This is a genomic window from Flavonifractor hominis, assembly GCF_040095835.1.
Lineage (GTDB): Bacteria > Bacillota > Clostridia > Oscillospirales > Oscillospiraceae > Flavonifractor > Flavonifractor hominis.
The window spans coordinates 11,954-34,930 of record NZ_JBBMFT010000013.1; the positions used below are offsets into that span (position 1 = coordinate 11,954).

Below are 22,977 nucleotides of genomic sequence, written 5' to 3' on the forward strand. Positions count from 1 at the left end.
ATAAATGGATAAAAAAAGACCTTCCGCTCCAGGCGGAAGGTCTCAAGAAAAATCACACAGGCAGTACGCCAAGATAGGAGAACAAGGTGTAGGTCACCACGGCGGCCTCCTCCCGGGTGGTGACGGCGGAGGGATCGATCTCATCCAGCGGGGCCCACAGCAGATTGAGGGAGTTGCCCACCATGCCCTGCTGGCTCAGGGCCAGCAGCCAGGCCGCGTCCCGGGACCACTCGGCATAGGGCATGAGGGCTACGGTGGAGGTGGCGGTCTCAGGCATCTCCTGCATGGAGAGGTCCATATACATGCTCAGATACTGGGCCAGCCGTCCCATGATGGTGATGAACTGCTCATGGGTGACCGGCGCGTCGGGATCAAAGCGGCCGTCGCCCACGCCCTCCACCAGGCCCAGCCTGGCAATGGCGTTGACGCTGGGGCCGTACCAGGCGTCCATGGATACGTCGGAGAACAGGCTCTCCCCGGTGGGGACGTTGCAGTTGAGGGCCTGGGCCAGCAGGGTAGACAGCTGGGCGCGGGTGAGTTCGCCCTTGGGATCGAAGGTGCCGTCGCCCGAACCGGAGACGATGCCGTAGGTGGCCAGCAGGTCGATCTGCCGGCCGTAGGGGGACTCGTCGGAGTCGGAGAAGCCCCGGGACTCATACTCGCTCAGGCCGTACTGTTCCACCAGCTCGGCGACGGTGGTGTCCATCCACTGCTCCTTCCCACCCAGGCCGACCAGCACCCGGGCGGTGACGGGCAGGGCCTCCAGCAGGGTCACGAAGGCCTCCCGGTGTTCCGGAGCCAGGGCGGTGTCCAGATCCACGTACCAGCGCCAGCCGAAGTCGATGCGCAGCAGGCCCTCCGTGCTGCCGTCCGCCGAGCCGGTGGCGCACAGCAGGGTGGCCACCTCAGGGGCGATGGCGGGGTCCACCAGCAGGTGGGGGATGATGCCCACGGTGTCGGTAGTGGCGCCCGAGAGGGCGAAGAAGCGGTAGGTGGTTACCTTCAGCGCGTCGCCGTCGGGGAAGTAGTCCGGGTTGGAGACCTGGTCAAACACGCTCTGGGCCACGCCCTTGCCGTAGGTGCGCCCGCCGATGACCAGGCCGGAGTTGGTGTCCCGGATGCCGGCGGAGAACAGCTCGGAGGCGCTGGCGGTACCGCCGTCGGTGAGGACCAGGGCGGGATAGACCGTGCGGGTGTCGTTGTTGGTGCCGTAGGCGCCGTAAGTGCCGCTGGCGTCCCGCAGGTAGGCCAGCACGCTGGGACCGGTGAAGCAGCTGGCCGCCTCCATGGAGGCGTTGACGTCGCCGCCGCCGTTGCCCCGCAGGTCCACGATCCAGTGCTCGGCGTCGGTGAGGCCGTCCATGGCCTCCACAAAGTGGCTCATGGTCTCGCTGCCGAAGGCGTCACAGTCGATGTAGCCGATGTTGCCGTCCCACAGCTCGGAGTAGGTGGCCGGAATGGTCACCGCCCGGCGGGTCAGGGTGGCGGTGTGTTCCTGCCCGTCCCGCAGGTAGGTGACGGACACCTGGGTGCCCTCCTCCCCCTGGAGCCACTGGGAGCCGGTGTCCGCGTCCACCCCCACGACGGAGCGGCCGTCCACCGCCGTCAGCAGGTCGCCCACCAGCAGGCCGGCCTCCTCCGCGGGGGTATCCGGGTAGATCCGCTGGAGGAGAAGGCCCTGATCGGTTACCAGGGAGGAGACTCCGATGCCCACCAGCTCGGTGTCCTCCATGGAGCTGGTGAAGGCGTGGTAGTCCTCGGCGGTAAAGTACTCGGTATAGGGGTCGCCCAGGGCCTCCAGCATGTCCTGGATGGTGGGCTGCTGCAGGACCTGCTCGCTGACCCCGTCCACATAGTAGGTGGTCAGCAGCTCCCTGGCCTGGTCCAGGGTCAGGGCCTGGGCGGCTGGGGTGAGGAGCAGGGTCAGCGCCAGGGGCAGGGCGATGAATCGGGCGGAACGTCTGTATTTCATAGGAAGGGCCTCCTGATTACACATTATGTAACCCGATTTTACGACAAAATGGGAGCGGGTGCAAGACCCGCTCCCATTTTGTTTCTTTTTGTCATTTCTTACCCGGCGTATTTCAGGCCGAACAGCGCCAGGGTGTCGCTGCAGGTCAGGAAGGTGACGCCACCGGTCACCTGGACAGGGGTGGCAGTAAAGCTGCCGTTGACGCTGTCGGTGACGCTGCCGGTGTTCAGATCCAGGCGGCAGAAGGAGATACCGTCCCGGGACAGCTCCACCAGCTCGGGGGCATCGGGGCTCCAGAGCACCTCATAGCCCAGCGCCTCGGCCACCGGACGCAGCGGGAGCATCCACTCCCCGTTCACAGAGAAGGGGGCCTGGGCTCCGGTGAGCTCCAGCGTGGCGCCGTTGAGCTGCACTCCGTTCTCGTCTGCCGTCAGCCAGCCGTGATAGGTGCTGGGGAACACCATCACCTGGTAAGGGGTGAGTTGGGACGAGTTGCCCGTCTCCTGGGAGTTGTACCAGGCGAGGACGCGGGTGCCGGGCGTTATGTCATCCAGCGTGACGTCGCCCTCCCAGCCGGGGCCAGCCAGCAGCTTGGTCTCTCCGGTGAGCTGGAGCTCGGTGGAGTGGCAGGTGGCGGCCACACAGGAGCCGTCCTCCTCCGCGGTGACCGACTGGATCTCGGTATAGAGCGGGGCGCCGAAATCGGCGGGCAGGCGGCAGAGGATGAGCTGCGCGGTGCTCTGAGGCGGCTGGCTGAGGGCCATGGCGGGCCCGGCGTAGGCATAGACCGTCTCTCCGCTGCGCAGATCCTCCACGCTCCGGGTGCTGCCGTCCACCGCGTCCAGGATCAGGGTCTCGTCGGTGATGTGCAGCAGGATGGAGGAATAGGGGTCATCGGGATTGCTGTTTTCCAGAGCGACCCGATCCTCGGACAGGGACACGATCTGGCCCCAGACCCGGACGGGGAAAAGGACCTCCTGGGCGGGGGCGTTGGCCTCCGCGGCCAGGGCGGCGCCCGAGAGCAGCAAAGCGGAGAGCAGGGCGCACAGGATTCGTCTGACTGGCATACATACACGCACCTTTCTGGTTCAGATATGCTTCAGACGCAGACGATGGAAAAAAGTTCCCGTGAAATTACCTGTCTCCCAAAATACGCACGGCGGTGCCGTAGGCGGTGACCTCCGCCGCCCCCTGCATGACGGAGGAGGAGGCATAGCGCACGTTGAGCACCGCGTCGGCGCCCATGGCCTCGGCGTTGTCCACCATGCGCTTGGTGGCGATCTGGCGGGCCTCGTTGAGCATGTCGGTGTAGCCCGTGATCTCGCCGCCCACCAGGGTCTTCATGCCGGCCATGAAATCCTTGCCGAAATTTTTGGACTGGACCACGCTGCCCTTGGCGATGCCCAGGGCCTCGATCTGTTTGCCGGGGATATAATCAATATTTAGAAGCAGCATCTTCTTCTCCTCCTTGAATTTGTTTGATGCGCTGCCACAGGGCCAGCAGCACGCCGATGATGATTACGCCGGGGACGGCCACCAGGAAGATCATCAGTCCCAGAGGCGGGGCCTCGGCCGGGGCGGTCAGGGCGGCCCAGACCATCAGGACGATGAGCCCGGCCATCAGGGCGATAAAGACAGCCGCGGCGATCACCGGCCCGGCGTAGCGGGTGATGGTGTCGTGTTTCCGAATGTTCACAAATTGGGTTCCCTCCTCCTCCTCCATCCGCTCCATTTCCGCCAGCCACGCCTCCGCGTCCAGGGCGGCCAGGGGCACATCGGCCTCGGCCAGCCGCTGGCAGAGCGAGCGCATGGTGGACAGGTTCTCCTGCTCCCGCTCCAGCTGGATGATGTGCCGGCGCACGCCGTCGGTGAGGGTCAGCGTTCCCCGCTGCATCTTCCGGATCTCCTCCAAAGGTACGTCCAGCTTCCGCAGCAGCTTGATCTTCCGCAGGGTCTGCACGTCCTCCTCGCCGTAGTCCCGGTAGCCGTTGTCCGCGTTGCGCACGGGGGAGAGCAGGCCCTCCTTTTCATAAAAGCGGATGTTTCGTTTTGTGATGCCAACCAGCTGTTCCACTTCGTTGATCTTCACCGCTGATCCCTCCTGACTGAGTTGAGCATACACCCTGCACCCGGTGGAATGTCAAGTAAAATAATTCGCACTGCGTAAGATACACCTGGTGCAGCCTCTTTGGCCGGAAAAAAGGGGTTCTTGCAAAGAGCTGGAAAAGAGGTATAATTACATTCGTACGGTAGCAGATTAACCTCACAATGCCACAAAAAAGTAGCATTTGGTTGAGGTGCTGCCAAATGTATTTCCGACGCCTGGAGGATCTGCGGGTGGACCACGACAAGACCCAGATCCAGATTGCAGAGTATTTGAATTTAAATCGTGAAGTATACCGCCGCTATGAAAAGGGCATCCGGGAGATCCCGGTGTGGGCCCTGCTCAAGCTGGCGCAGCTGTACGGTACAAGCACGGACTATATCCTGGGCCTTACCGACAATCCCTCCCCGCCCCGTGCGTAGGCTGGCGTGGTTTGCCGGGGCGCTGTCGGCCGGGGTGTTCCTGGCGGTGTATCTGCTGCCGGAGGGGGCGCGGGTCCCCGGGGCGGCGGTGTGCGCCCTGGCGGCCCTGACCGGGCTGCTCCTGGATGGGACGCGGCGGCTGCGGGTGCTGCTGGTGGGTTTTGGCCTGGCGGCGGGACTTTTGTGGACGGGGGTGTATGGGAGCCTGATCCTGGCCCCTGCTGACGCTCTGTCCGGCAGTGAGGGCACGGTGGAGGCGCAGGTCACCGGCTGGCCGGAGGACAGCGGCTTTGGCAGCCGGGTCCTGGCAAGGCTCCACCCGGTGGAAGGTGGATCCATCCCCGCCCTGCTCTATCTGGAGGAGGGGGCACCCGACCTGAGGCCGGGGGATACCGTGCGTGTAACGGCCGAGCTGCGCACGGCCGGGGTCATGGCCGGGGACCCCACCGACTATTATTATGCCCGGGGCATCCGGCTGATCGCTTACGCCCGGGGCCCGGCGGAGTGCCGCCGTCCGGAGCGCCCTCCGGTGTGGAGCTGGCCGGCCTACGTGTCCCGGGCCCTGCAGGAGAGCGTGGCGCGGATCTTTCCCGACGACGCCGCTCCGCTGGTGACGGCTCTGCTCACCGGGGACAAATCCCAGCTGCCGGCGGGGACCTATTCCGACCTCCAGCGGGCGGGCCTGGCCCACGTGGTGGCCGTGTCCGGCCTGCACGTCAGCTTCCTGTCCGGTCTGGTGAGTGCCCTGCTGGGCCGCCGCAGGCGGCGCTCGGCGGTGGTGGGCATTGCGCTGATGGCCTTTTTCGCCGCGGTGGCGGGGGCCACGCCATCGGTGCTCCGGGCGGCCTTCATGCAGTCCATGCTGCTGCTGGCTCCGCTGCTGGGGCGGGAGGAGGACCCACCCACCGCCCTGTCCACCATCCTGATGCTCCTGCTGCTCTATAACCCCTATGCCGCGGCCAGCGTCTCGCTGCAGCTCTCCTTTGCCGCCACGGCGGGCATCTGTCTGTTCACCGGGCCGCTGTGTGCCTATGGGCAGGCCCGCCTGCCCGCCCGGCCCAAGGGCTTCTGGCCCCGGACGGCGGCGCTGGCGGCCAACTTCCTGCTTTCCAGCCTGGCGGTGACCCTGGGGGCGCTGGCCTTCACCACGCCCCTGACGGCCCTCCACTTTCAGAGTATCTCCCTGGCCGCGCCGCTGAGCAATCTGCTGGGATTGTGGGCGGTGTCGGACGCCTTTCTGGGCGGACTGGCCGCCGCCGTGCTGGGCCTGGTGCTGCCCGGTCCGGCCCGTCTGCTGGCCGAAGTGGTGGCGCTGCCCGTGCGCTACCTGCTGGCTCTGGCCGGGGCCATTGCCCGGCTGCCCTTTGCCTCGGTGTCCACCCAGTCGGTCTACCTCCGGGTGTGGCTGGCGCTGGCCTACGCCCTGCTGCTGCTCTGGCTGCTGGGCAGAAGGCGGGGAGGGCGTCCGCTGCTGCCGGTGGGACTGGCGACCGCCGCGCTGTGTGCGGCGCTGGTGTTCCAGGCCGCCGACCGCTCCGGCGGGGCCCTCACCGTGTCGGTGCTGGATGTGGGGCAGGGGCTCTCGGTGGCCCTGTGCTCCCAGGGACAGATCGCCCTGGTGGACTGCGGTGGCAGCGGGGCGGAGGATGCGGGGGATGTGGCCGCCGACTATGTCCAGTCCCTGGGGCGCAGCCGCATTGACCTGCTGGTACTTACCCATTACCATGAGGACCACGCCGGGGGTGTCCCGGAGCTGCTGGAGCGGGTGGAGGTGGGGCTGCTGGTCCTGCCCGATGTGGAGGAGGAGGACCCCCTCCGGCAGGAGATCCTGGCCCTTGCGGCGGAACGGGGGATTGACACCCTGCTGCTGGGGGAGGACACGCGGGTGGCGCTTGGGGAAGCGTCCCTGCGCATCTACGCACCTCTGGGCAGCGGCGGGAGCAATGAAGAGGGGCTGAGCGTGCTGTGCACCGCCGGGGACTTTGACGCGCTCATCACCGGAGACATGAACGACACGGTGGAGCGCCGGCTGGTCAAGTACGGCGCGCTGCCCGATACAGAGCTGCTGGTGGTGGGCCACCACGGCTCCAAATACGCCACGTCGGAGGAACTGCTGCTGGCCGCCCGGCCGGAGACGGCGGTGATCTCCGTGGGCTACAATTCCTATGGGCACCCCGCGCCCGAGACGCTGGAGCGTCTGGCCGCCGCCGGGTGCGCCGTCTACCGGACCGACTGGTCCGGCACCGTCACCATTACCGCAACGTAAGGAGAATCGCCATGCCGCCCAAAGCAAAGCCGGATACCGCGGCCTATCAGAAGCTGAAAAAGGACCTTCGGGAGGGGAACGTGGGCAACCTCTACGTGTTCCACGGGGAGGAGGCCTACCTCCGGGACTACTACCTGGGGCAGATCAGGCAGAAGCTGCTCCCTGCCGGGATGGAGGAGTTCAACCTCCACACCATCAGCGGCAAGGAGTTTGACGTCAAGACCCTGGCGCAGATGGTGGACTGCCTGCCCATGATGAGCCAGCGCACCCTCATCATCGTCAACGACTACGACATTTATAAAGGAGACAAGGACGCCCTGGCCGCCGTGCTGCGGGATCTGCCGGAGTACGTGTGCCTGGTGTTCGTCTACGACCTCATCGAGTACAAGGCCGACGCCCGCACCAAGCTGGCCGCCCTGGTCAAGGAGCGGGGCAGCGTGGTGCCCTTCAACCGGCAGGGGCAGGGGGATCTGGTGGACTGGATCTCCCGCCGCTTCCGGGCCATGGACCACGACATCGGCACCGAGGAGGCCAAATACCTCATCTTTCTGTGCGGGGATCTGATGAACAACCTCATCTCCGAGATCGGGAAGATCGGCTCCTACGCCCGCCATCACCGCATTACCCGGGAGGACATCGACGCGGTGGCCACCCCTCAGCTGGACGCGGTGGTGTTCCAGATGACCGACGCCATCGCCGCCGGGAACTTTGACCGGGCGGCGGCGGTGCTGGGGGACCTGCTGCACATGCAGGAGGCTCCCATCAAGCTGCTGTCCGTGCTGGGCAAGCAGCTGCGCCAGCTGTACACCGCCCGCCTGGCCATCGAGCAGCGCAAGGGGACGGCGTACCTGATGGAGCTGTGGGGAATGCGCTCGGCCTACCCGGCTGAGCGGCTCATGCAGTCGGCCCGGCGGTTTTCCCTGGCCTGGTGCCGCCGGGCGGTGATCCGCTGCGGGGAGACCGACCTGGCCATGAAATCCACCGGAGCGGACGGAGAGGAACTGCTCATTGGCCTGCTGATGGAGCTGGCCGTCAAGAAAGGAGCGTAACACAGATGAAGAAGAACACACTGGCCGCCCTGGCGGCTGCCGCCGCCGTGGGCGCGGCGGGCTGGTATCTGGCGGCGGGCAGCCGCAAAAAGGCGGTGGACCACATCCGGCGGGAGGCCAAGCGCCTGCTCACCGTCCGCGCCGACGAGCTGGCGGCCCTGCGGGACGCGGCCGAGGCCGGTGAGCTGGCCGCCGACGCGCTGGGTCCGGTGCCTCTGGACGGGGTGGAGCTGGAGTCGGTGCGCATGGAGCAGGGGGCCGCAGTGGTGGCCCTGGGCAGTCCCCGGGCGGCGGCCTGGCTGTCCAGCCAGCCGCTGGACCGGCTGGGGGTCCGTTCGGTCCCCTGGCACGGCAGCGCCCGGCCCGGGGTGCTCTACACCGAATATCTGGGTCACGGCTGGTATGCCGGTTACGCCTGCCGGAACTGGAGCGGACATGCTGCGGATTAAAGAGGCCATCGTCGTCGAGGGTCGCTATGACAAGAATACCCTCTCCCAGCTGGTGGACACCGTGATTTTGGAGACGGCGGGCTTCGGCATCTTCAAGGACCGGCAGCGGCTGGCGCTGCTGCGCCGTTTGGCCGAACAGCGGGGGCTGGTGGTCCTGACCGACTCCGATGGGGCGGGGTTCGTCATCCGCAATTTCCTGAAGGGCAGCATCCCGCCCGAGCGGGTGAAGCACGCCTACATCCCCGACGTCTACGGCAAGGAGCGGCGCAAGCGCCAGGCCGGCAAGGAGGGCAAACTGGGGGTGGAGGGCATGCGCCCCGAGGTGCTGGAGGCGGCTCTGCGCCGGGCGGGGGCCACCTTCCTGGAGGAAGGGGCGTCCGGCGAGCCGCCCCGCCGGGCCATCACCAAGGCGGACCTGTTTGCCCTGGGGCTCTCCGGCGGACCGGGGGCGGCGGAAAAGCGGCAGGCCCTGCTGCGGGCGCTGGAGCTGCCCGAACACCTGTCGCCCAACGCCCTGCTGGAGGTGCTCAACGCCCTGTATTCTTATGAGGAGCTGGCCGCCGCCGCTGGAGAAAAAATTTTTTCAAAGAATGAAAAAAACCCTTGACGGAAAAGTTAAGTTGTGCTATCTTAATATCAGAAATGATAATCATTACTGATTAACGATTCCGACAAACCATTTGATACAATAAAACAAAAAATAACATTTAGGAGGCAATCAATATGAAAAAGTGGGTTTGCTCTGTCTGTGGTTACGTGCATGAGGGCGATGCGGCTCCCGAGCTGTGCCCCATCTGCAAGGCTCCCAAGGAGAAGTTCGTGCTGCAGGGCGGCGATAAGACCTGGGCTGCCGAGCACGTGGTAGGCGTGGCCAAGGGCGCTCCCGAGGAGATCCTGCAGGGCCTGCGTGAGAACTTCCAGGGCGAGTGCACCGAGGTCGGCATGTACCTGGCCATGGCCCGCGTGGCGCACCGCGAGGGTTATCCCGAGATCGGCCTGTACTGGGAGAAGGCCGCCTTTGAGGAGGCTGAGCACGCTGCCAAGTTCGCTGAGCTGCTGGGCGAGGTTGTGACCGACTCCACCAAGAAGAACCTGGAGCTGCGCGTGGACGCTGAGAACGGCGCCACCATGGGCAAGACCGAGCTGGCCAAGAAGGCCAAGGAGCTCAACCTGGACGCCATCCACGACACCGTCCACGAGATGGCTCGCGACGAGGCCCGCCACGGCAAGGCTTTCGAGGGCCTGCTGAAGCGTTACTTCGGCTAATCCAAACCGGATAATCAAGCACTTTTCGAGAGGGAATCGGGAAACCGGTTCCCTCTCTTTTTGCGTTTGAGTGGCCGAAGTGTGCAACTTGGTGTGCAACTTTTACTCTCTTCACACTTTTTTGACTTTCACATGTGCAACTCACCAGAATTGCACCAATATCAAGCGGTTTTCACCGCTTAATAACAAGTTTTTGAGAAAAACCATCAACTTTTATGAAGTTTTGGCCTAATCAGAAGGAAAAATACAGACTTTTCATTGGATGGAATCCAAACAGAATCAAAATTGCCGGGTTTCTCTCCATTTCAGCAGCCCTTTGGGGCTGCTTTTTTTCATAGTTTGATTATATTACATGTCATTGTTAAAGTACAGGTTTTCTCTTTGTCCATGCTATACTTAAAGCACAAAGAGGAACAGAGAACAAGAGAAAAACAAAACCTCTCAAAACAAAAAAGATATGATAAAGGAGAATATCACCATGAAAAAGAATGCTATCATCTACATCGACGACACCCACGCCCAGGTCACCAAGGCTTTCGAGAAGCAGGCCCGTATCTTCGGCACTCCCGAATACAGAGAGTGGAGAGCCTACCGTCAGGACTTCCCCAGCGCCCAGATGGTGACCAAGACCATCAAGAAGAACACCAGCAAGCGCACCTACAAGAATCTGACCTACGCCAACATGGAGCGGTTCCTGAACGTGCAGGCCAACGGCAAGGAACTCATTAAGGAGTTCAACGACCAGAAAGCAATCGCAGCCATCCAGCAGAACCCCTATCGTGCGGTGCTGGCTTGGTTTCTTACTAAGTTCCCCAAGTACGACGAGTACAAGGCGTTCTTTGCTGACAACAGCGAGGCGGAAACCGCCAGCGAGAAAGAAACCGTTGATTTCCCGCTTGCTGCCAATCAGTAAACACTATTTGAAGTACACTTCTCAAAAATCAGAAAAGGAGCTTAATATGATGGAATTCACCCGTGGCTACATGACCTATTACCTGCTGTCCTTCTGCAAGACCTACAACGAGCGAGACAAAGAGGAAGAACGCCTAACGGCGCTGACTGACGAAGCACTGGAAGCTGAGTTCACCGCCGAATACAACGAACAGAAAGGTGCATGCCCCAACCCGCCGCTCTACGAAGGCAATATCCCTGACCTCTATATCGACTTTTGAGACAAAACAGAATTGAATTTTAGGAGGAAATTACTATGAAGAACACTTACAAGGTTGACTTTGTGAACAACACCCTGACCATGACCAAGGCTTTTGAGGACGCCGCCAGCAACCCAACTTCCCAGGAATACAAGCTGTTGCAGCAGATTCGGGCTGACTTCCCCGGCCTGACCATAATTCGCAAGACCCGCCGCGCCCCCAAGAAGGCCCGTCCGACCAAGAACCTGACCTACAAGCACATGGAGCAGTACATGAGTGTGTTCCAGAACGCCGATAAGCTGCTGGCCCAGTTTGAGGTGGTAAAGGAGTGCTCCAAGCAGCAGCCCAGCCCCTACAAGTTTGTGCGGGATTGGTTTGAGGCCCAGTTCCCCAAGTACAGGGAGCAGCCCGATTTTGGCAACAATGCGCCCAAGGTGATTGATCTCGCTGCCTTCCAGAAAAAGCAGGAAGAGAAGAAGGAGCAGAAGGGCGCTTGAAAACAATGGAATACAATAACAGAGAGGACGGTGCTGCTGGTGTACCGTCCTCTCTGTTATTGTTCTTTTATCTAATGTCATATACTAGTTCAGTTTTTGCTCCATCTATATCCATAAAGGTCACCGCTAACACCAAAAAATCGGTTTCACTGTTCTGAACTTCAAGAGGAACTTCGAAGTAGCCTCTACATTCACGGCCTGAGTCTAAGGGTTCAAAGACGCTATCATAAGTGTACAAGTTACTGCCATCTGCCCCTTGTCCATCGGCTATAACAAATTCATAGGTATCAAAGGTATAGCCATCGCCGTAACGAATTTCAAAACCTATGCTATTTTCACTTTGATTTCCGAGTTCCGCCGATTTCTTCCCATTATAAGATAATTCAGCGGTAAAAAACAGAAATACATTGCCGCTTTCTGCTGTGTAAAAGGAATTTCCTGCTGCGCTCTTATATTCGTCATCTGCTGGGCGGAGATAGTAAAGGCCGTTGTTCTCGTCTGTCATGGCATCGCTAAACTCCACATCTGTTAAAGTAAAATCCCAGTCACCTGCGCTTGCTGTATCTCCAATTTTTAAATCAGTTTTATCATCACTCATTGCATCACTGGTCTCCCCACCAGTTATATTGGATTCATCACCATTAAGTGTGTCGCTGCTTTCACCACCGCCACAAGAGACCAAGGACAACATAAGCATCGCTGACAGAACAAGGAACAATATTTTCTTCACTTTTCTTTTCCTCCTATATAAATATATTAACCGATATTGGTTAATCTGATTATACATCGTCTTCGGTTAACATTCAAGTAGAGAGCGAGGCTTGAATGTTATGATTTCTTACGACAACTTGTGGAATGTTATGCGAGAAAAAGGGATTTCCCAATATGCCCTCATAAAGAAATACAATGTCAGTCCGGCGCAAATCACCAGATTGAAGCGCAACGAAAGCGTCAGCACCCATACCATTGAGATGTTTTGCCGTATCTTGGACTGCGAAGTGGGCGATATTATGAAATATATCAAAGACGATGAAAGTTAATTGCAGGGCGGGGAAACCCGCCCGTTTTTGTTGCAATGAGAAATCTAATCCCACACAGTAATCTTAATGGCTCCCTGTAGTCAATACAATATCCTGGCTGCATAGTGTTTCGTGAAAATTTGCTTTGCGCGCTGCGAACTCCCGTGTCCGCCGTTTTCGCCCGTTTTTCCCGTCTGTTTTCAGCGGTCGGGAAAAACGCCAAGAAAAGCCGCCACCGCGAATTACAAATGCGCTATCCCGAAACCATCCCCCGCCCTGGTGTGGCCGCAGCCTTCACCCGCTCCGCATGTGGGTATCCCACACCTTCCCAATTACCTTCTTGCGAGGGTAATTTCCTCGCCCGCTCGCGATTATGGTTCCGCTCCAAGTTGAAACTACACTTTCAAAAAGCAATCTTCACCCGCAAAAGCTCAACTCCTGAACAAAAATGACAACTCCGAAAGAACTTTTAAGAAGTAACAACAACTTCAAAATGTAAAGTGCCAACTTTTCAAAGAGAGGCAACAACATTGTTGTAGAATACGGGAAATGAGAGCACTATTCCATTTCTTTGCCATAAAAAATTTTTTATGTTATAATAATTACAGAAAAAGGAAATCGAGGTCTGCAATTCGTCGTTCTCTTTGTAGGCTTAAACAAGCAAGAGTGAAGGCGTAGCGGCCTTCCATCTTGTAGCGGGTTTCTATTTTATGCTTCCGGGCAGCAAAGCCGAGTGTAGGCAACACGCCTGAAAGTGTATATTCAAAAATCATCCGAAGGAGGAAACATTCATGTTTCAAGAATTATTTTAGATTTTGCAAGACTTTGAGCGCCAGGATAGCACAGACCGTCTTAATTGGATAGAGGCTGTACTTGCGGCACAAAGCGGTTCCGCTCCAAATGCACTTGAAAATTACAAGCGTGCAAAGGCAGACTGGCAGGATGAACAGAACCGCCGCCAGCGATTCTATGATTTTCTCATACACCGGCGCGCCCTCGTGGACGCTGTGGCAAAAAGCGTGATTGACAGAAGCACCAAGGAGATTACAGCCAAAGCCGAGCACTAGCTTATCCAGGCATTCAATGAATAGTTAGATGAGACGGTCAAGTGTTATTTCAAATAAATGTAAGAAGTCGGAGGAAGTTATGAAAACTTCTCTCCGACTTCTTTTTTGTATCAAAACTTTTTAGAAACTGAATCTTTCTGCTGATTTTCTTCCTCTTCTTTATCCTTTTGACCGGGCTTCTTCTCCCAGCCTAAAATCTCTTCCATGATAAGGGCAAGGGGCAGGTCGGTATCTCCAAGCATGACGGCACCTTCCTATTCTTTGGTGTATTCCAGTAAATCGCCGGGTTGACAGTTGAGCAACCCGCAAATGGTTTCGAGTGTGGCCCATGACACCATTTGACCGCTGCGGATTTTTTGCAGCATGGCTTCCCCCATGATTTTCTCTTTCCGAATTCTGGTAGTATTGTATCCGGCTTCTTTCAGTGCGGCAATTATATCAATCTTGTATTTAATTGGCATATTTGGCCTCCATTCCGGGGCGCGTCAAAAATTACGCTCCTCTTCCATTGTCCTTATTCTAACATAGGATTACACCTTTTTCAAGTGTTAAAATTACACATAAATCAAGTGTAAAATCTGTGAGTTTTGCGAATTGAATTACACTCGAAAAAGGTGTAATATATAATCAGTTAAGGGGAACACCCTAAATCAAAACAAAGGAGAATGAACCATGAGCAAGAATGAACTGGTAGCCAAAATCGAGGCCCTGAACGAGTGGGAAGCCGTTATCGAAGAGGCCAAGGCGGAGGCCGAAGCTATCCGGGACAGCATCAAGGCCGAAATGATGGAGCGCGACACCGAGGAGCTGGCCGCTGGAAAGTACATCGTCCGCTGGACTTCCGTTCTCTCCAATCGCTTCGATACCACTGCTTTCAAGAAGGTGTACGGTGACCTCTACAAAGCCTTCACTAAGCAGAGCCAGAGCCGCCGCTTCACCATCAGCGCATAAAGAAAAGCCCCTTGTCCGAACGCCGACCAAAGCAAGCGGACAAAGAGCTTCCACCCAAACCAGAACGGAGAGGGCAAGAACATTATAGCTTGCCCTCTCCCTAAAATCAAGAACAGGAGAGAAAAGACATGAAGGAACTGACAAGCTATAACCGCGTAGCCGGGTATCTCAACAAAGTGTTCGACTTGCTGAATGCTGAATTTTTTGAAGGTACACTTTCAAGGCCGACCATCACCATACAATCCACGCCCCGCGCCTATGGTCACTTCTCCCTGCGGGAAGATACCTGGGTTTCCAAGTTGGGCGGCACCCATGAAATCAATATCGGAGCCGGAACGCTGGCCCGGCCCATCGAAGAAGTGGCGGCGACCCTGCTTCACGAAATGGTTCACTACTACAACTTCGAGAACGGCGTGCAGGATTGCAGCCGGGGCAATACCTACCACAATAAGAAATTCAAGGCCGCTGCTGAGGCCCACGGCCTGACCGTCACCCACAGCGACAAATATGGATGGTCACACACGGCCCCCGGCGAGGCGCTGCTTGACTTCGTATTGGAGAACGGTTTGACCGACATTCTCATAAACCGCAACGAGTTTGCCGGGTTCCAGGTCACCGGCACCGGGACGCACAGCGGCACAGGAACCACCCCGCCGCCGCGCCCGTCCAGCACGAGAAAGTATATCTGCCCCTGCTGCGGGAATTCCGTTCGGGCCACCAAAGCGGTGAATATCGCTTGCCTGGACTGCAACGAGCGGATGGTGTTAGCTGATGGGAATTAAGGAGGACATAGAAATGTATCTGCTGGAAGAGTTGTGGAAGGGAAATGTCACTCCCGATGAAAGGGCTGTCCAGGAGGGCAGCCCTTACCAGAAAATCCACCGTGAAAGTGTCGCTTGTATGGAATGCTTCCGCAAGGAGCTTTCCCCAGAAGGAAAGAAAGCCCTGGACGAGTTTTTCAACAAAGAAATGGAGCTTGCCGATATTTCAGAGCAGGACGCATTTGTGCGTGGCGTGCGTATTGGGGCGCGGTTCATCCTGGATGTGATTGGGGAATACCGCTCACAGTTGCCACAAGTCAATGAGTTCTTATAATTCTACAAATACGAACACTAAAATCAAGCAATCATGGCACTTTCCCGCCGCCGCTCGAAATACACGAACTTTACCGCCTTAAAAAACGAACTTTTGACGATGGAGGCCACCATGAACAAGAAAACAAAGGCGCTCACCACCGGGCAATATAAAGAGATAATCCAGACTATGCGCGAGGGGTTCAGCGGTTGCCGCCCCAATGAGCGTATAGCCACCGCCCTTGTGCTGGAAGGAAATTTAGGCTTGCGTATCAGCGATATATTGAAGCTGCGACCCTGCGATATTGTCCGGGATGGTGACAGATACCGCCTGGAAGTCACCGAGCAGAAAACCGGGAAGCGCCGGGTGTTCACGGTTCCGCTGGTCATTCAGCAATATATTGAGAATTATTGTTTGCGGAACGGTATAGGCAGGGACGCGCTGATATTCCCTATCACAGAACGGGCCATTCAAAAGCAACTTCATATCGTGTGTGACTATCTGGGCTATGAGGGAATCAGCACTCATAGCTTCCGCAAGTGGTACGCCACGGAAATATACAAGGCCAACGACTACGACATAGCCCTGGTGCAGCGGCTATTGCAGCACAGCTCCGCCGCCGTGACACAACGGTATATCGGTATTGAGCCACAAAGGATAGAAACAGCAATCCAAAACCATGCACAACTTATTTAATAGCTGGGTCGCTTGTCACTTCATTTAATGGTATAAAGTGCTGGTTTCCGTTCAATTTCGCCGCTAATTAAACTCTGAAATTCTTCGAGCGTAAAAAATCAATGAAGCATCTATCGGCCCCAGAAATTTCTTATTAACTATTATTATTAAGAAATTTTTGGGGCCGATAGAACATTCACTTTTTGTTTTGGTGAGTCAAAAACTACGCTGTACCAATCGAATAAGAGTTTAGTACTGGCCGAAAAATCCCTAATAATAAAGAAAGATTAGGGATTTTTCGGCCAGTACTAAAGTCTCACTTATTTGCTTTACTCTAATTTTCTCTTCATTCCAACAAACGGCGAGGAGCATGTTTAACCCCTACACTCGGTGGGTGTGTTATTGTCTACAAAAAGATGTATGGCATTTAGAAATTTCAGCCCCACTTGTTTATTATCGGTGTTGCAGTTTCATTTATTTCCTGCCGCTAATTTCAAAAGAAAATCAACACCAAATACAAACCAAATTGTTATCTGAGAGTACCATATTGCAATATAATACGCACATATTGTCGATATAATAAACAGTATCTTTCTTGCTGCCTTTTTCCTGATTTTGTGATACACTGGATATAAAACCGGGAAAGCGAGGCGGCGCACATGGCAAAGTCAGAAAACCAAAAAGTAAAAACGCTCTATGTTGCCAAATACTTTTTGGAGAACTCAGACGAGAACCACCCCGTTACTGCCGGGGATGTGGTGGACTATCTGAGAGTCGAGTGCGGGATTGAAGCGGAGCGCCGCGCCATCTACCGGGATATTGCCGCCCTGCGGGATGTGTTCGGGATGGATATAGAAGGCGGACAGGGCGGCAAATACCGGTTGCTGTCTCGTCAATTTGAGTTTGACGATTTGCGGCTGCTGGCCGAGTGTGTCCATGCGGCCAAATTCATATCCGCCCGGCAAGCGAAAGATTTGGTGGACACGCTGGGCGAGTTTTGCAGCACCTATCAGGCGGAACAGCTCCAACGTGAAGTGTTCCTGTGTGACCGAGTGAAAACAACGCAAAAGGGAACCATGACAATTATCTCAAAAATTAATCAGGCCATGGCTACCAGACAAGACGGCAAGCCACATATCCCTCAGAAAATCAGCTTCAAATATTTGAAATATACACTTCAAGATGGGATAACACAGGTAGAGCGCCGCAAAGGGGCCGCCTATAAGGTCAGCCCTTACAAGTTACTAATAAATGATGGGAATTATTATCTGCTGGGTTATGGGCCTGTTGGAAATAAAAAGGCACTTCAAATTGCTACCTATCGCATCGACCGTATGAAGGAAGTAAAACTTGTTAATGAACCGCGAGAGGGTGCAGAAGAGTTTGCTAAAATCGACATTGAAAGCTATACCCGCCGCGTGTTCTCTATGTTTAGCGGGGAGCAAACGCGTGTCAGCATCCGTTTTCGCAACCACTTACTTGATACGGCTATTGAGCGATTTGGAATAGGCAAAGGTGTATTTTATAGACCCGATGACAAAGAACATTTTGTTGTGACCGCAGATGTAGAAATTAGTAATCAGTTTTTTGCGTGGGTGTGCGGATTTGGGAAAAGAGCTAAAATAATCAATCCGCCCAGCGTGACAGAACATATGAGGGAGTTTATATCCAATATTAAAGAAATGTATGTTTGAAGGGAGTAACCTTAGGATGAAAAGATTTTTATATTATAATCAGGACTCTGTGAATTCCTTATTGGCGCAAATAGAACAAGGACTATTAATAAAAAAAGATTCCGGCAAAGAAGAGACAACATCATTATCATCAACTGCTGAAATGCGTTCTGATATAACTGGCGATTTGAGTGCAAAAGTTCTCGGTATAGGAGCTTCTGTCCAAGGAGATATTCAGGCTTCGGATGCGGATACAGAAATTACAACAAAGATGATAAGGAATATCCAAGAAAAAGCACTACATGATTATGCTTTTGAAAAAGTGTATGAATATATTATTGGTAACGATATGATAAAAAATGAAGACCCAAAAATCGGAGACTATATATTAATTAATGAGGTTCCAACATTTCTGGACTTTAATTATTTTCAGGCCCTTTTTGCTGAGAATGGTGCAGTAAAGTTGGCAAATGACCAAAGTAAAAAACAGATAGACGATCTATTAACTGAATTAAGACAAAGTGTACCGAAGGGCACCCAAATTCCAGCACCAATTAAAGCCCAAATTAAAGAATTGGAAAATAAAATAAAAAGCGCTGAACCAGAAAGAAAAGAAATGGCAAAAACGATTGAAGCAATTCGCAATACTTTACCATATAATAGATTTGTAATGACCGATAATATGCTTATCCCATTAGATGATGAAAACTTTAGGGACGACCCCAACATAGTTGCATTTAAATATGGCGGGTGTATTTCAGCTTTAGGGTATGTCACAAACATTGTTATAGAAAGCGAAAGTGTGACACCGGATAACGATTTTGCGCCCCTCTACGACGCTATTAATAAAATCATGTTAAGTATGTTTCATAACAAGAAAAAAATATATATTGTACATCCCATAGCTTTATACTATTAATTTCTCCAGAAATATTAAAACAAGGCCAGAAGTTGTCACTTTTGACCCTGTTCTTTTCGAAAGTTGTTGATTATAGCCGGTTTAGATTATCCCGTAGAATATCAATGCCCGTTCTAGAAAGGGCAATGTAGTACCGCTGCGTGACCTGGATATTTCCATGCCCCATCTGATTACAGAGAAGGTGAGCAGGGGTATTCATTTCCGCCATCATGGTTCCGTATGTATGCCGCAAGTAGTGATATTTGAACATGATGTGATACTTGCTTTTGAGTTCCCGTGAGGGGTATTTCATGGAGTTCACCGTCTGAATTTTTCCGTCGGGCAGACAGTTCACAAGCTCCGTGGAAGAAATCTTCTTTCCGCCCAAGTCCTCTATGATACGCTGATTCTGTTCTCGCAGGGCGGCGTATTGCAGCATATCCCGTTCCCGCCGCGCTGCCAGCTTTTGAAAATACACTTTCAATTTATCGCACATGTAGATGGTGCGTTTGGCGTTGCGGGTTTTTAGTGGCACCAGCTTGATAAGGCCGTTCTGGTATTGCATTTGCCGGTCAATCAAGATAGTTCCGTTGACCACATCGACATTCGACCATTTGAGGCCGTAACACTCATTGATACGTAGACCGCAATACCGCCCCAGCAAGTACGCCGTTTCCGCATTGGTTCCGTGGAAATAATCATCCAACACAATAAGCTCTTCCTGGCTGAACGCCACAATATCCAAATCATCATCTGTTTTCAGTTTGGGCATGTGAATTTTGGTATCCTTGTTGATACAGAGCTTGTTGTAGGAATCTACATCCAGGTAGTTCCGGGAATATGCCTGACCAAAAAGCAAATAGAATTGCTTTAAAAAGCTCTCCACATAGCGATAGGAGAGGCCCCGCCCGCAATACAGCTCCGTCAGATAGTCCACCACCTCCGCCGCGCTGACCTCATCAACAAAGCGGCTGCCAAACCGAGCGGAAAGGTGGTTCTTCCACAAGCTGTCCTGCTTGCGGATGGTGTTGTAGGCCCGGTCACTACGGCCCGTGGCACAGTATTCCTGATAGACCTCTTGAATGGTTTTCCGCACCGTAGGTTTGGGCTTGCGGGAATTCTGGGCGTTGTCAATGGCGACTTGACGCGCTCTGGTCGCCGCCCGCCGACTTTTGAATGGGTTGCCGTTTTCGTCCTTGCTGACCTGTTTCGATACTCTCTTGCCGCTTTGCGTGTAGGTATAACGAAATGCCCACATGCCGCTCCCAAGCTGGAATACACTTGCGCTGTTTTCGGTTCCCATAGTTCTTGCCTCCCAAAGTGTGCAATTTGGGGTGCAAGTTCTGGTGTATTCCAGCATGTGAAAAGTTGCACATGTGCAACTAGTTTTGTGTGAGTGAGAGAGTTCCCGGCGCCGAACGGCGCAGCCGTTTGGCTACCTGGAGATGCGTGTGGACGCCGAGAACGGCGCTACCGCCGGCAAGTTCGAGCTGGCTAAGCTGGCCAAGGAGCACAACCTGGACGCCATCCACGACACCGTCCACGAGATGGCTCGCGACGAGGCCCGACATGGCAAGGCTTTCGCCGGCCTGCTGGCTCGTTACTTCGGCTAATCCAAACCGGATAATCAAGCACTTTTTGAGAGGGAATCGGGAAACCGGTTCCCTCTCTTTTTTGCTCCCGCTCCGGATAGAGTGGATAAAAGGGTGGATACAACTGCCTCCTGCTTCCTCCCAGACTGCCAAAAGTGGATATTAGAAAAGTGGATATTGGTATTATACGCGCTCAGATGTTCAGGAAACAAGATGTTGGGACTTTATTGAACATCTTTGAACGTGTTTTTTTGTCTTTCAACACGCCTATACATCATCACGCATCTTGCTTCAATTCCAAAAGGAAAAAGAATTTAAAGCGAGGCCATATTCTTTTAAACCTATCCCATTATATTGGATAGGTTAGATATTATAATACAGTCAGAAAGTGAGAGATGAAACAAGACCTCACAAAACAAAATAATGGTGGCGACCTAAGAAATACGCAGGATGCCAAAAGCATCAGAAAGGATTTACTATGAAGAACCTGTTTACTGTCGATTTTGCGAACAACACCATCACTGCTTCCAAGACCACTCTGAAAAAGGCCGGCGTCCCCAACTCCGCCGAATACAAGGCTTTGATGAAGCTGATGAAGCAGAACCCCACCTTCCAGATTGCCGAGAAGGAAATCAAGGTGGCCGTGGGTAAGGAAACCTACAAGGGGCTGAACAAGGCCATTATCGAAAAGTTTATCTCCATTCAACCGAACGCTACCGATCTCCAGAAGCAGTATTTGAAAGCCGCCGAAATGGGCAAGTTCCCTCTGGTTCGCAAGTGGTTCCTGAACGTCTTTGAAGGTATCAAGATGGAAGCTATCAACGATGCAATTGAAGAGGCAGTGCTGGCTGAGATCACTGCCTAATCCAGTCCAAAAGACAAATAATAGAAAGGAAATTTCTACTATGAAAAACTACACTCTTTCTCTGGCCACCAAGACTCTGACTATTACCAAGGCTTTTGAAGAAGCCGTTGCCACGGGTGAGGGCAAGGATTATGAAACCTATATGCGGTTGATGAAGGACATCCCGGGGCTGACTGTCATCCGTAAGACCCACGCCACCCCGCGCACCTATACTTCTAAGGCAACAGGCGAGAAGTTCCACTGTAATCAGTTCAAAAACCTCTCCTATGAGAATATGGAAAACTTCATCAACGGTCTGCCCAACAACCAGAAGTTCATCGAGGCTTACACTTTCATCAAATACTGCGGAAGTCTCCCCCTTACCTCCCGTTATACTGCCGTCCGCCGTTGGTTTGTGGCACAGTTCCCCGAGTTTCGCAAGAACCCCATGTTCTACTTCTACAACGATGTGAAAACGGTGGATTTCAACACCATCATTCAAGAGACTAAGGAGGATGCCGAAAAGGACGCAGAGGAAAGGGCAAGAAAGGCATCCTAACTCGATAATAAGTCATGCATTTAACAGTAAAATATTTTAGTTAGTGTTGATAGGATGACTTAAAAATGAAAGGAATACTTTATGTTGGAATTGAAAACATACCAAAAGGCAGAGTTATCGGCATTGTTCGGCACGAGGAACACACAAGGCCTTGAACGTAAAATGGAGCGCTACGGCATAACTTTTGAGAAGTCAGGCAGAGGAAACCGAGCCACCTATACCATCACCGCCATTAAAGACCCTTTTAAAATCTTTTGCATTACCGAACTGGATTTTGATGGTGGGACAGACTTCCACAAAGTCCGCAACTTCTATTACTATTACTTCAATGATGAAGAGTTTATGGCGATGCCCGATGAAGTCAAAGAGTATCGTATGAAGAAAGAAGGTAACCCCGTTACCCGCCAGACAATAGCTACCTATATCGGCAAATTGGATGCCAAAGGACTTATCAATCGAAATACGACAAACTTTGTCTACTACTTTGCGAACAGGCAGACTCAACGAAGAGCGGAACGAGCAGAATACAATCAGGCATGGCGTGAATATTGGGAAAGTGTCAATGGTGGATCCCCGTCATCCGATGCCATTTGGGATATGCGGGTGAACTATGGCGGAGTGGCACGAAAGCAAGCCATCCCTGATATTAACGGCATCTACAATGATAAAATTGAATATATGATGGGGCTTATCGTCCAAAGCATTGAAAATGAGATGGGGGATTAGTTTTAAGTCATGCATTTAACAGTAACTATATTATAATTGTTGTTAAATGCATGACTTAATTTTGCTTTTAAGCGGTATTGGATGAGATAGGTCAAATTATCAGGTTATTTTTTCAAATATAACAGAGAAGAGAGGGAAAACAAGTTTTCCCTCTCCCAAAAGCCTGTGGTTCCCACAGGCTTTTTTAATACAATTTTTAGGAGGAATCCCAGATGACTTTATATGAGTATCAAATGAGAAAAGTTCCAGAATATTACCACGGGATGTATTTGGATGGCGTTACCCCTGAAGAAATCCTTTTCGCCCATCGGCGCTCTATGATGCAGAGCTTAGCAAACGAGCAGAGCATAAACTATAATTTTGCTGAAATCAAAATCGGTAGTGAAGTGAGGGTAAAGAAATGACAGAGGCGGAGAGAAAGAAAAAGAAGAAAAAGCAACAATCTATTTTAGAGGCCGAAGTTTTTCGAGCAATGGAAAAAGGCTTAAAGACCGCACTAGATGTGGCACTAGATGATATTTTAAAAGACTGGAAATAATGTAGAGGCGGGAACCGTTCCAAAACTGAACGGTTCCCGCCTTTTTTCGTTATATGCCGTCTGGCGGGTCAGTCTTGCTTCTGCCAATCACAGCCCACAAAACCGTCAGCTGAATTGAAAATACCTCTACAAGAGAGCGTTGCCCACCCCAAAACCGTAAGGTTGTTTTGAAAAAATTTTATCCC

General features: G+C 53.8%; 29 protein-coding genes and 1 pseudogene. 22 read left to right on the forward strand and 8 right to left on the reverse strand.

From position 1 onward, the window contains the following. Positions 1 to 52 precede the first annotated feature (52 nt). The 4 genes from WMO45_RS12825 to WMO45_RS12840 form a co-directional block, all read right to left on the reverse strand. Positions 53 to 1,972, reverse strand: a complete 1,920-nt coding sequence (locus WMO45_RS12825) for a S41 family peptidase (protein ID WP_349141251.1) — start codon at positions 1,970 to 1,972, stop codon at positions 53 to 55. 98 nt (positions 1,973 to 2,070) lie between these two features. Further along, positions 2,071 to 3,039, reverse strand: a complete 969-nt coding sequence (locus WMO45_RS12830) for a stalk domain-containing protein (protein ID WP_349141252.1) — start codon at positions 3,037 to 3,039, stop codon at positions 2,071 to 2,073. Positions 3,040 to 3,106: 67 nt separating this feature from the next. Next, positions 3,107 to 3,427: a YbjQ family protein gene (locus WMO45_RS12835; RefSeq protein WP_349141254.1), complete on the reverse strand. Its 321-nt coding sequence runs from the start codon at positions 3,425 to 3,427 to the stop codon at positions 3,107 to 3,109. Beyond that, positions 3,408 to 4,061 carry a MerR family transcriptional regulator gene (locus WMO45_RS12840; protein ID WP_349141256.1) on the reverse strand — a complete coding sequence of 218 codons (654 nt, stop codon included), beginning with the start codon at positions 4,059 to 4,061 and terminating at the stop codon, positions 3,408 to 3,410. Before WMO45_RS12840 ends, WMO45_RS12835 begins: the two co-directional genes overlap by 20 nt. Before the next feature lie 218 nt (positions 4,062 to 4,279). Here WMO45_RS12840 and WMO45_RS12845 point away from each other — a divergent pair, with 218 nt between their 5' ends. The 9 genes from WMO45_RS12845 to WMO45_RS12885 all read left to right on the forward strand — a co-directional run bounded on the left by WMO45_RS12845 (position 4,280) and on the right by WMO45_RS12885 (position 11,176). Further along, positions 4,280 to 4,498, forward strand: a complete 219-nt coding sequence (locus WMO45_RS12845; protein WP_349141258.1) for a helix-turn-helix domain-containing protein — start codon at positions 4,280 to 4,282, stop codon at positions 4,496 to 4,498. Then, complete coding sequence (locus WMO45_RS12850; RefSeq protein ID WP_349141260.1) at positions 4,491 to 6,764, forward strand: DNA internalization-related competence protein ComEC/Rec2; 2,274 nt, start codon at positions 4,491 to 4,493, stop codon at positions 6,762 to 6,764. Before WMO45_RS12845 ends, WMO45_RS12850 begins: the two co-directional genes overlap by 8 nt. A gap of 11 nt (positions 6,765 to 6,775) precedes the next feature. Then, complete coding sequence (holA, locus tag WMO45_RS12855) at positions 6,776 to 7,813, forward strand: DNA polymerase III subunit delta (protein ID WP_349141262.1); 1,038 nt, start codon at positions 6,776 to 6,778, stop codon at positions 7,811 to 7,813. A gap of 5 nt (positions 7,814 to 7,818) precedes the next feature. Further along, complete coding sequence (locus tag WMO45_RS12860) at positions 7,819 to 8,262, forward strand: toxin-antitoxin system antitoxin subunit (protein WP_349141264.1); 444 nt, start codon at positions 7,819 to 7,821, stop codon at positions 8,260 to 8,262. Next, positions 8,249 to 8,869 carry a ribonuclease M5 gene (locus WMO45_RS12865; RefSeq protein ID WP_349141267.1) on the forward strand — a complete coding sequence of 207 codons (621 nt, stop codon included), beginning with the start codon at positions 8,249 to 8,251 and terminating at the stop codon, positions 8,867 to 8,869. The genes WMO45_RS12860 and WMO45_RS12865 overlap by 14 nt, the downstream gene beginning before the upstream one ends. Positions 8,870 to 8,985: 116 nt before the next feature. Beyond that, positions 8,986 to 9,528: an NADH peroxidase gene (locus tag WMO45_RS12870; protein ID WP_349141269.1), complete on the forward strand. Its 543-nt coding sequence runs from the start codon at positions 8,986 to 8,988 to the stop codon at positions 9,526 to 9,528. A gap of 478 nt (positions 9,529 to 10,006) precedes the next feature. Then, positions 10,007 to 10,441 (forward strand): hypothetical protein, encoded by a 435-nt coding sequence (locus WMO45_RS12875; protein ID WP_349141270.1) that lies wholly within the window; start codon positions 10,007 to 10,009, stop codon positions 10,439 to 10,441. 46 nt (positions 10,442 to 10,487) lie between these two features. Continuing rightward, positions 10,488 to 10,700 carry a hypothetical protein gene (locus WMO45_RS12880; protein ID WP_349141272.1) on the forward strand — a complete coding sequence of 71 codons (213 nt, stop codon included), beginning with the start codon at positions 10,488 to 10,490 and terminating at the stop codon, positions 10,698 to 10,700. Between the two features lie 35 nt (positions 10,701 to 10,735). After that, on the forward strand, positions 10,736 to 11,176 hold the full coding sequence (locus tag WMO45_RS12885; protein ID WP_349141273.1) for a hypothetical protein: 441 nt from the start codon (positions 10,736 to 10,738) through the stop codon (positions 11,174 to 11,176). Between the two features lie 67 nt (positions 11,177 to 11,243). Here the strand turns inward: WMO45_RS12885 and WMO45_RS12890 are convergent, their stop codons facing one another. Beyond that, entirely contained in the window at positions 11,244 to 11,906 is a 663-nt protein-coding gene (locus WMO45_RS12890; RefSeq protein WP_349141274.1) for a hypothetical protein, read from the reverse strand. Positions 11,907 to 12,006: 100 nt separating this feature from the next. Between WMO45_RS12890 and WMO45_RS12895 the strand changes: the two genes are divergently transcribed. Beyond that, a complete protein-coding gene (locus tag WMO45_RS12895) occupies positions 12,007 to 12,216 on the forward strand; it encodes a helix-turn-helix domain-containing protein (protein ID WP_349141275.1) in 210 nt (69 codons plus the stop codon). 1,156 nt (positions 12,217 to 13,372) lie between these two features. Here WMO45_RS12895 and WMO45_RS12900 read toward each other — a convergent pair. Next, positions 13,373 to 13,504 (reverse strand): hypothetical protein, encoded by a 132-nt coding sequence (locus tag WMO45_RS12900; protein ID WP_349141276.1) that lies wholly within the window; start codon positions 13,502 to 13,504, stop codon positions 13,373 to 13,375. Positions 13,505 to 13,516: 12 nt separating this feature from the next. Next, on the reverse strand, positions 13,517 to 13,723 hold the full coding sequence (locus tag WMO45_RS12905) for a helix-turn-helix domain-containing protein (RefSeq protein WP_349141277.1): 207 nt from the start codon (positions 13,721 to 13,723) through the stop codon (positions 13,517 to 13,519). A 211-nt stretch (positions 13,724 to 13,934) separates the two neighbouring features. Between WMO45_RS12905 and WMO45_RS12910 the strand changes: the two genes are divergently transcribed. The 6 genes from WMO45_RS12910 to WMO45_RS12935 all read left to right on the forward strand — a co-directional run bounded on the left by WMO45_RS12910 (position 13,935) and on the right by WMO45_RS12935 (position 18,554). Next, positions 13,935 to 14,213, forward strand: a complete 279-nt coding sequence (locus WMO45_RS12910) for a hypothetical protein (RefSeq protein ID WP_080907055.1) — start codon at positions 13,935 to 13,937, stop codon at positions 14,211 to 14,213. A 128-nt stretch (positions 14,214 to 14,341) separates the two neighbouring features. After that, positions 14,342 to 14,995 (forward strand): SprT-like domain-containing protein, encoded by a 654-nt coding sequence (locus WMO45_RS12915; RefSeq protein WP_349141278.1) that lies wholly within the window; start codon positions 14,342 to 14,344, stop codon positions 14,993 to 14,995. A 13-nt stretch (positions 14,996 to 15,008) separates the two neighbouring features. Continuing rightward, entirely contained in the window at positions 15,009 to 15,308 is a 300-nt protein-coding gene (locus WMO45_RS12920; RefSeq protein WP_349141279.1) for a DUF6809 family protein, read from the forward strand. A gap of 111 nt (positions 15,309 to 15,419) precedes the next feature. Continuing rightward, entirely contained in the window at positions 15,420 to 15,983 is a 564-nt protein-coding gene (locus WMO45_RS12925) for a tyrosine-type recombinase/integrase (protein ID WP_349141280.1), read from the forward strand. 638 nt (positions 15,984 to 16,621) lie between these two features. Continuing rightward, entirely contained in the window at positions 16,622 to 17,656 is a 1,035-nt protein-coding gene (locus tag WMO45_RS12930; RefSeq protein WP_349141281.1) for a helix-turn-helix transcriptional regulator, read from the forward strand. A gap of 16 nt (positions 17,657 to 17,672) precedes the next feature. Then, complete coding sequence (locus WMO45_RS12935; RefSeq protein ID WP_349141283.1) at positions 17,673 to 18,554, forward strand: DUF6414 family protein; 882 nt, start codon at positions 17,673 to 17,675, stop codon at positions 18,552 to 18,554. A 70-nt stretch (positions 18,555 to 18,624) separates the two neighbouring features. Here the strand turns inward: WMO45_RS12935 and WMO45_RS12940 are convergent, their stop codons facing one another. Beyond that, entirely contained in the window at positions 18,625 to 19,836 is a 1,212-nt protein-coding gene (locus tag WMO45_RS12940; protein ID WP_349141284.1) for a tyrosine-type recombinase/integrase, read from the reverse strand. A 136-nt stretch (positions 19,837 to 19,972) separates the two neighbouring features. On the opposite strand from WMO45_RS12940, the pseudogene WMO45_RS12945 reads away from it, so the two are divergent. From WMO45_RS12945 to WMO45_RS12970, 6 genes and pseudogenes are all read left to right on the forward strand, one after another. Further along, a pseudogene (locus WMO45_RS12945) lies at positions 19,973 to 20,146 on the forward strand (ferritin family protein); the annotation flags it as partial. 457 nt (positions 20,147 to 20,603) lie between these two features. Then, complete coding sequence (locus WMO45_RS12950; RefSeq protein ID WP_349141285.1) at positions 20,604 to 20,990, forward strand: hypothetical protein; 387 nt, start codon at positions 20,604 to 20,606, stop codon at positions 20,988 to 20,990. Between the two features lie 40 nt (positions 20,991 to 21,030). Further along, a complete protein-coding gene (locus WMO45_RS12955; protein WP_349141286.1) occupies positions 21,031 to 21,528 on the forward strand; it encodes a hypothetical protein in 498 nt (165 codons plus the stop codon). An 81-nt stretch (positions 21,529 to 21,609) separates the two neighbouring features. Continuing rightward, a complete protein-coding gene (locus WMO45_RS12960) occupies positions 21,610 to 22,254 on the forward strand; it encodes a hypothetical protein (RefSeq protein WP_349141287.1) in 645 nt (214 codons plus the stop codon). Between the two features lie 212 nt (positions 22,255 to 22,466). Further along, positions 22,467 to 22,658 (forward strand): hypothetical protein, encoded by a 192-nt coding sequence (locus WMO45_RS12965; protein ID WP_349141288.1) that lies wholly within the window; start codon positions 22,467 to 22,469, stop codon positions 22,656 to 22,658. After that, on the forward strand, positions 22,655 to 22,792 hold the full coding sequence (locus WMO45_RS12970) for a hypothetical protein (protein ID WP_349141289.1): 138 nt from the start codon (positions 22,655 to 22,657) through the stop codon (positions 22,790 to 22,792). Before WMO45_RS12965 ends, WMO45_RS12970 begins: the two co-directional genes overlap by 4 nt. The last annotated feature ends 185 nt before the right edge of the window (positions 22,793 to 22,977 follow it).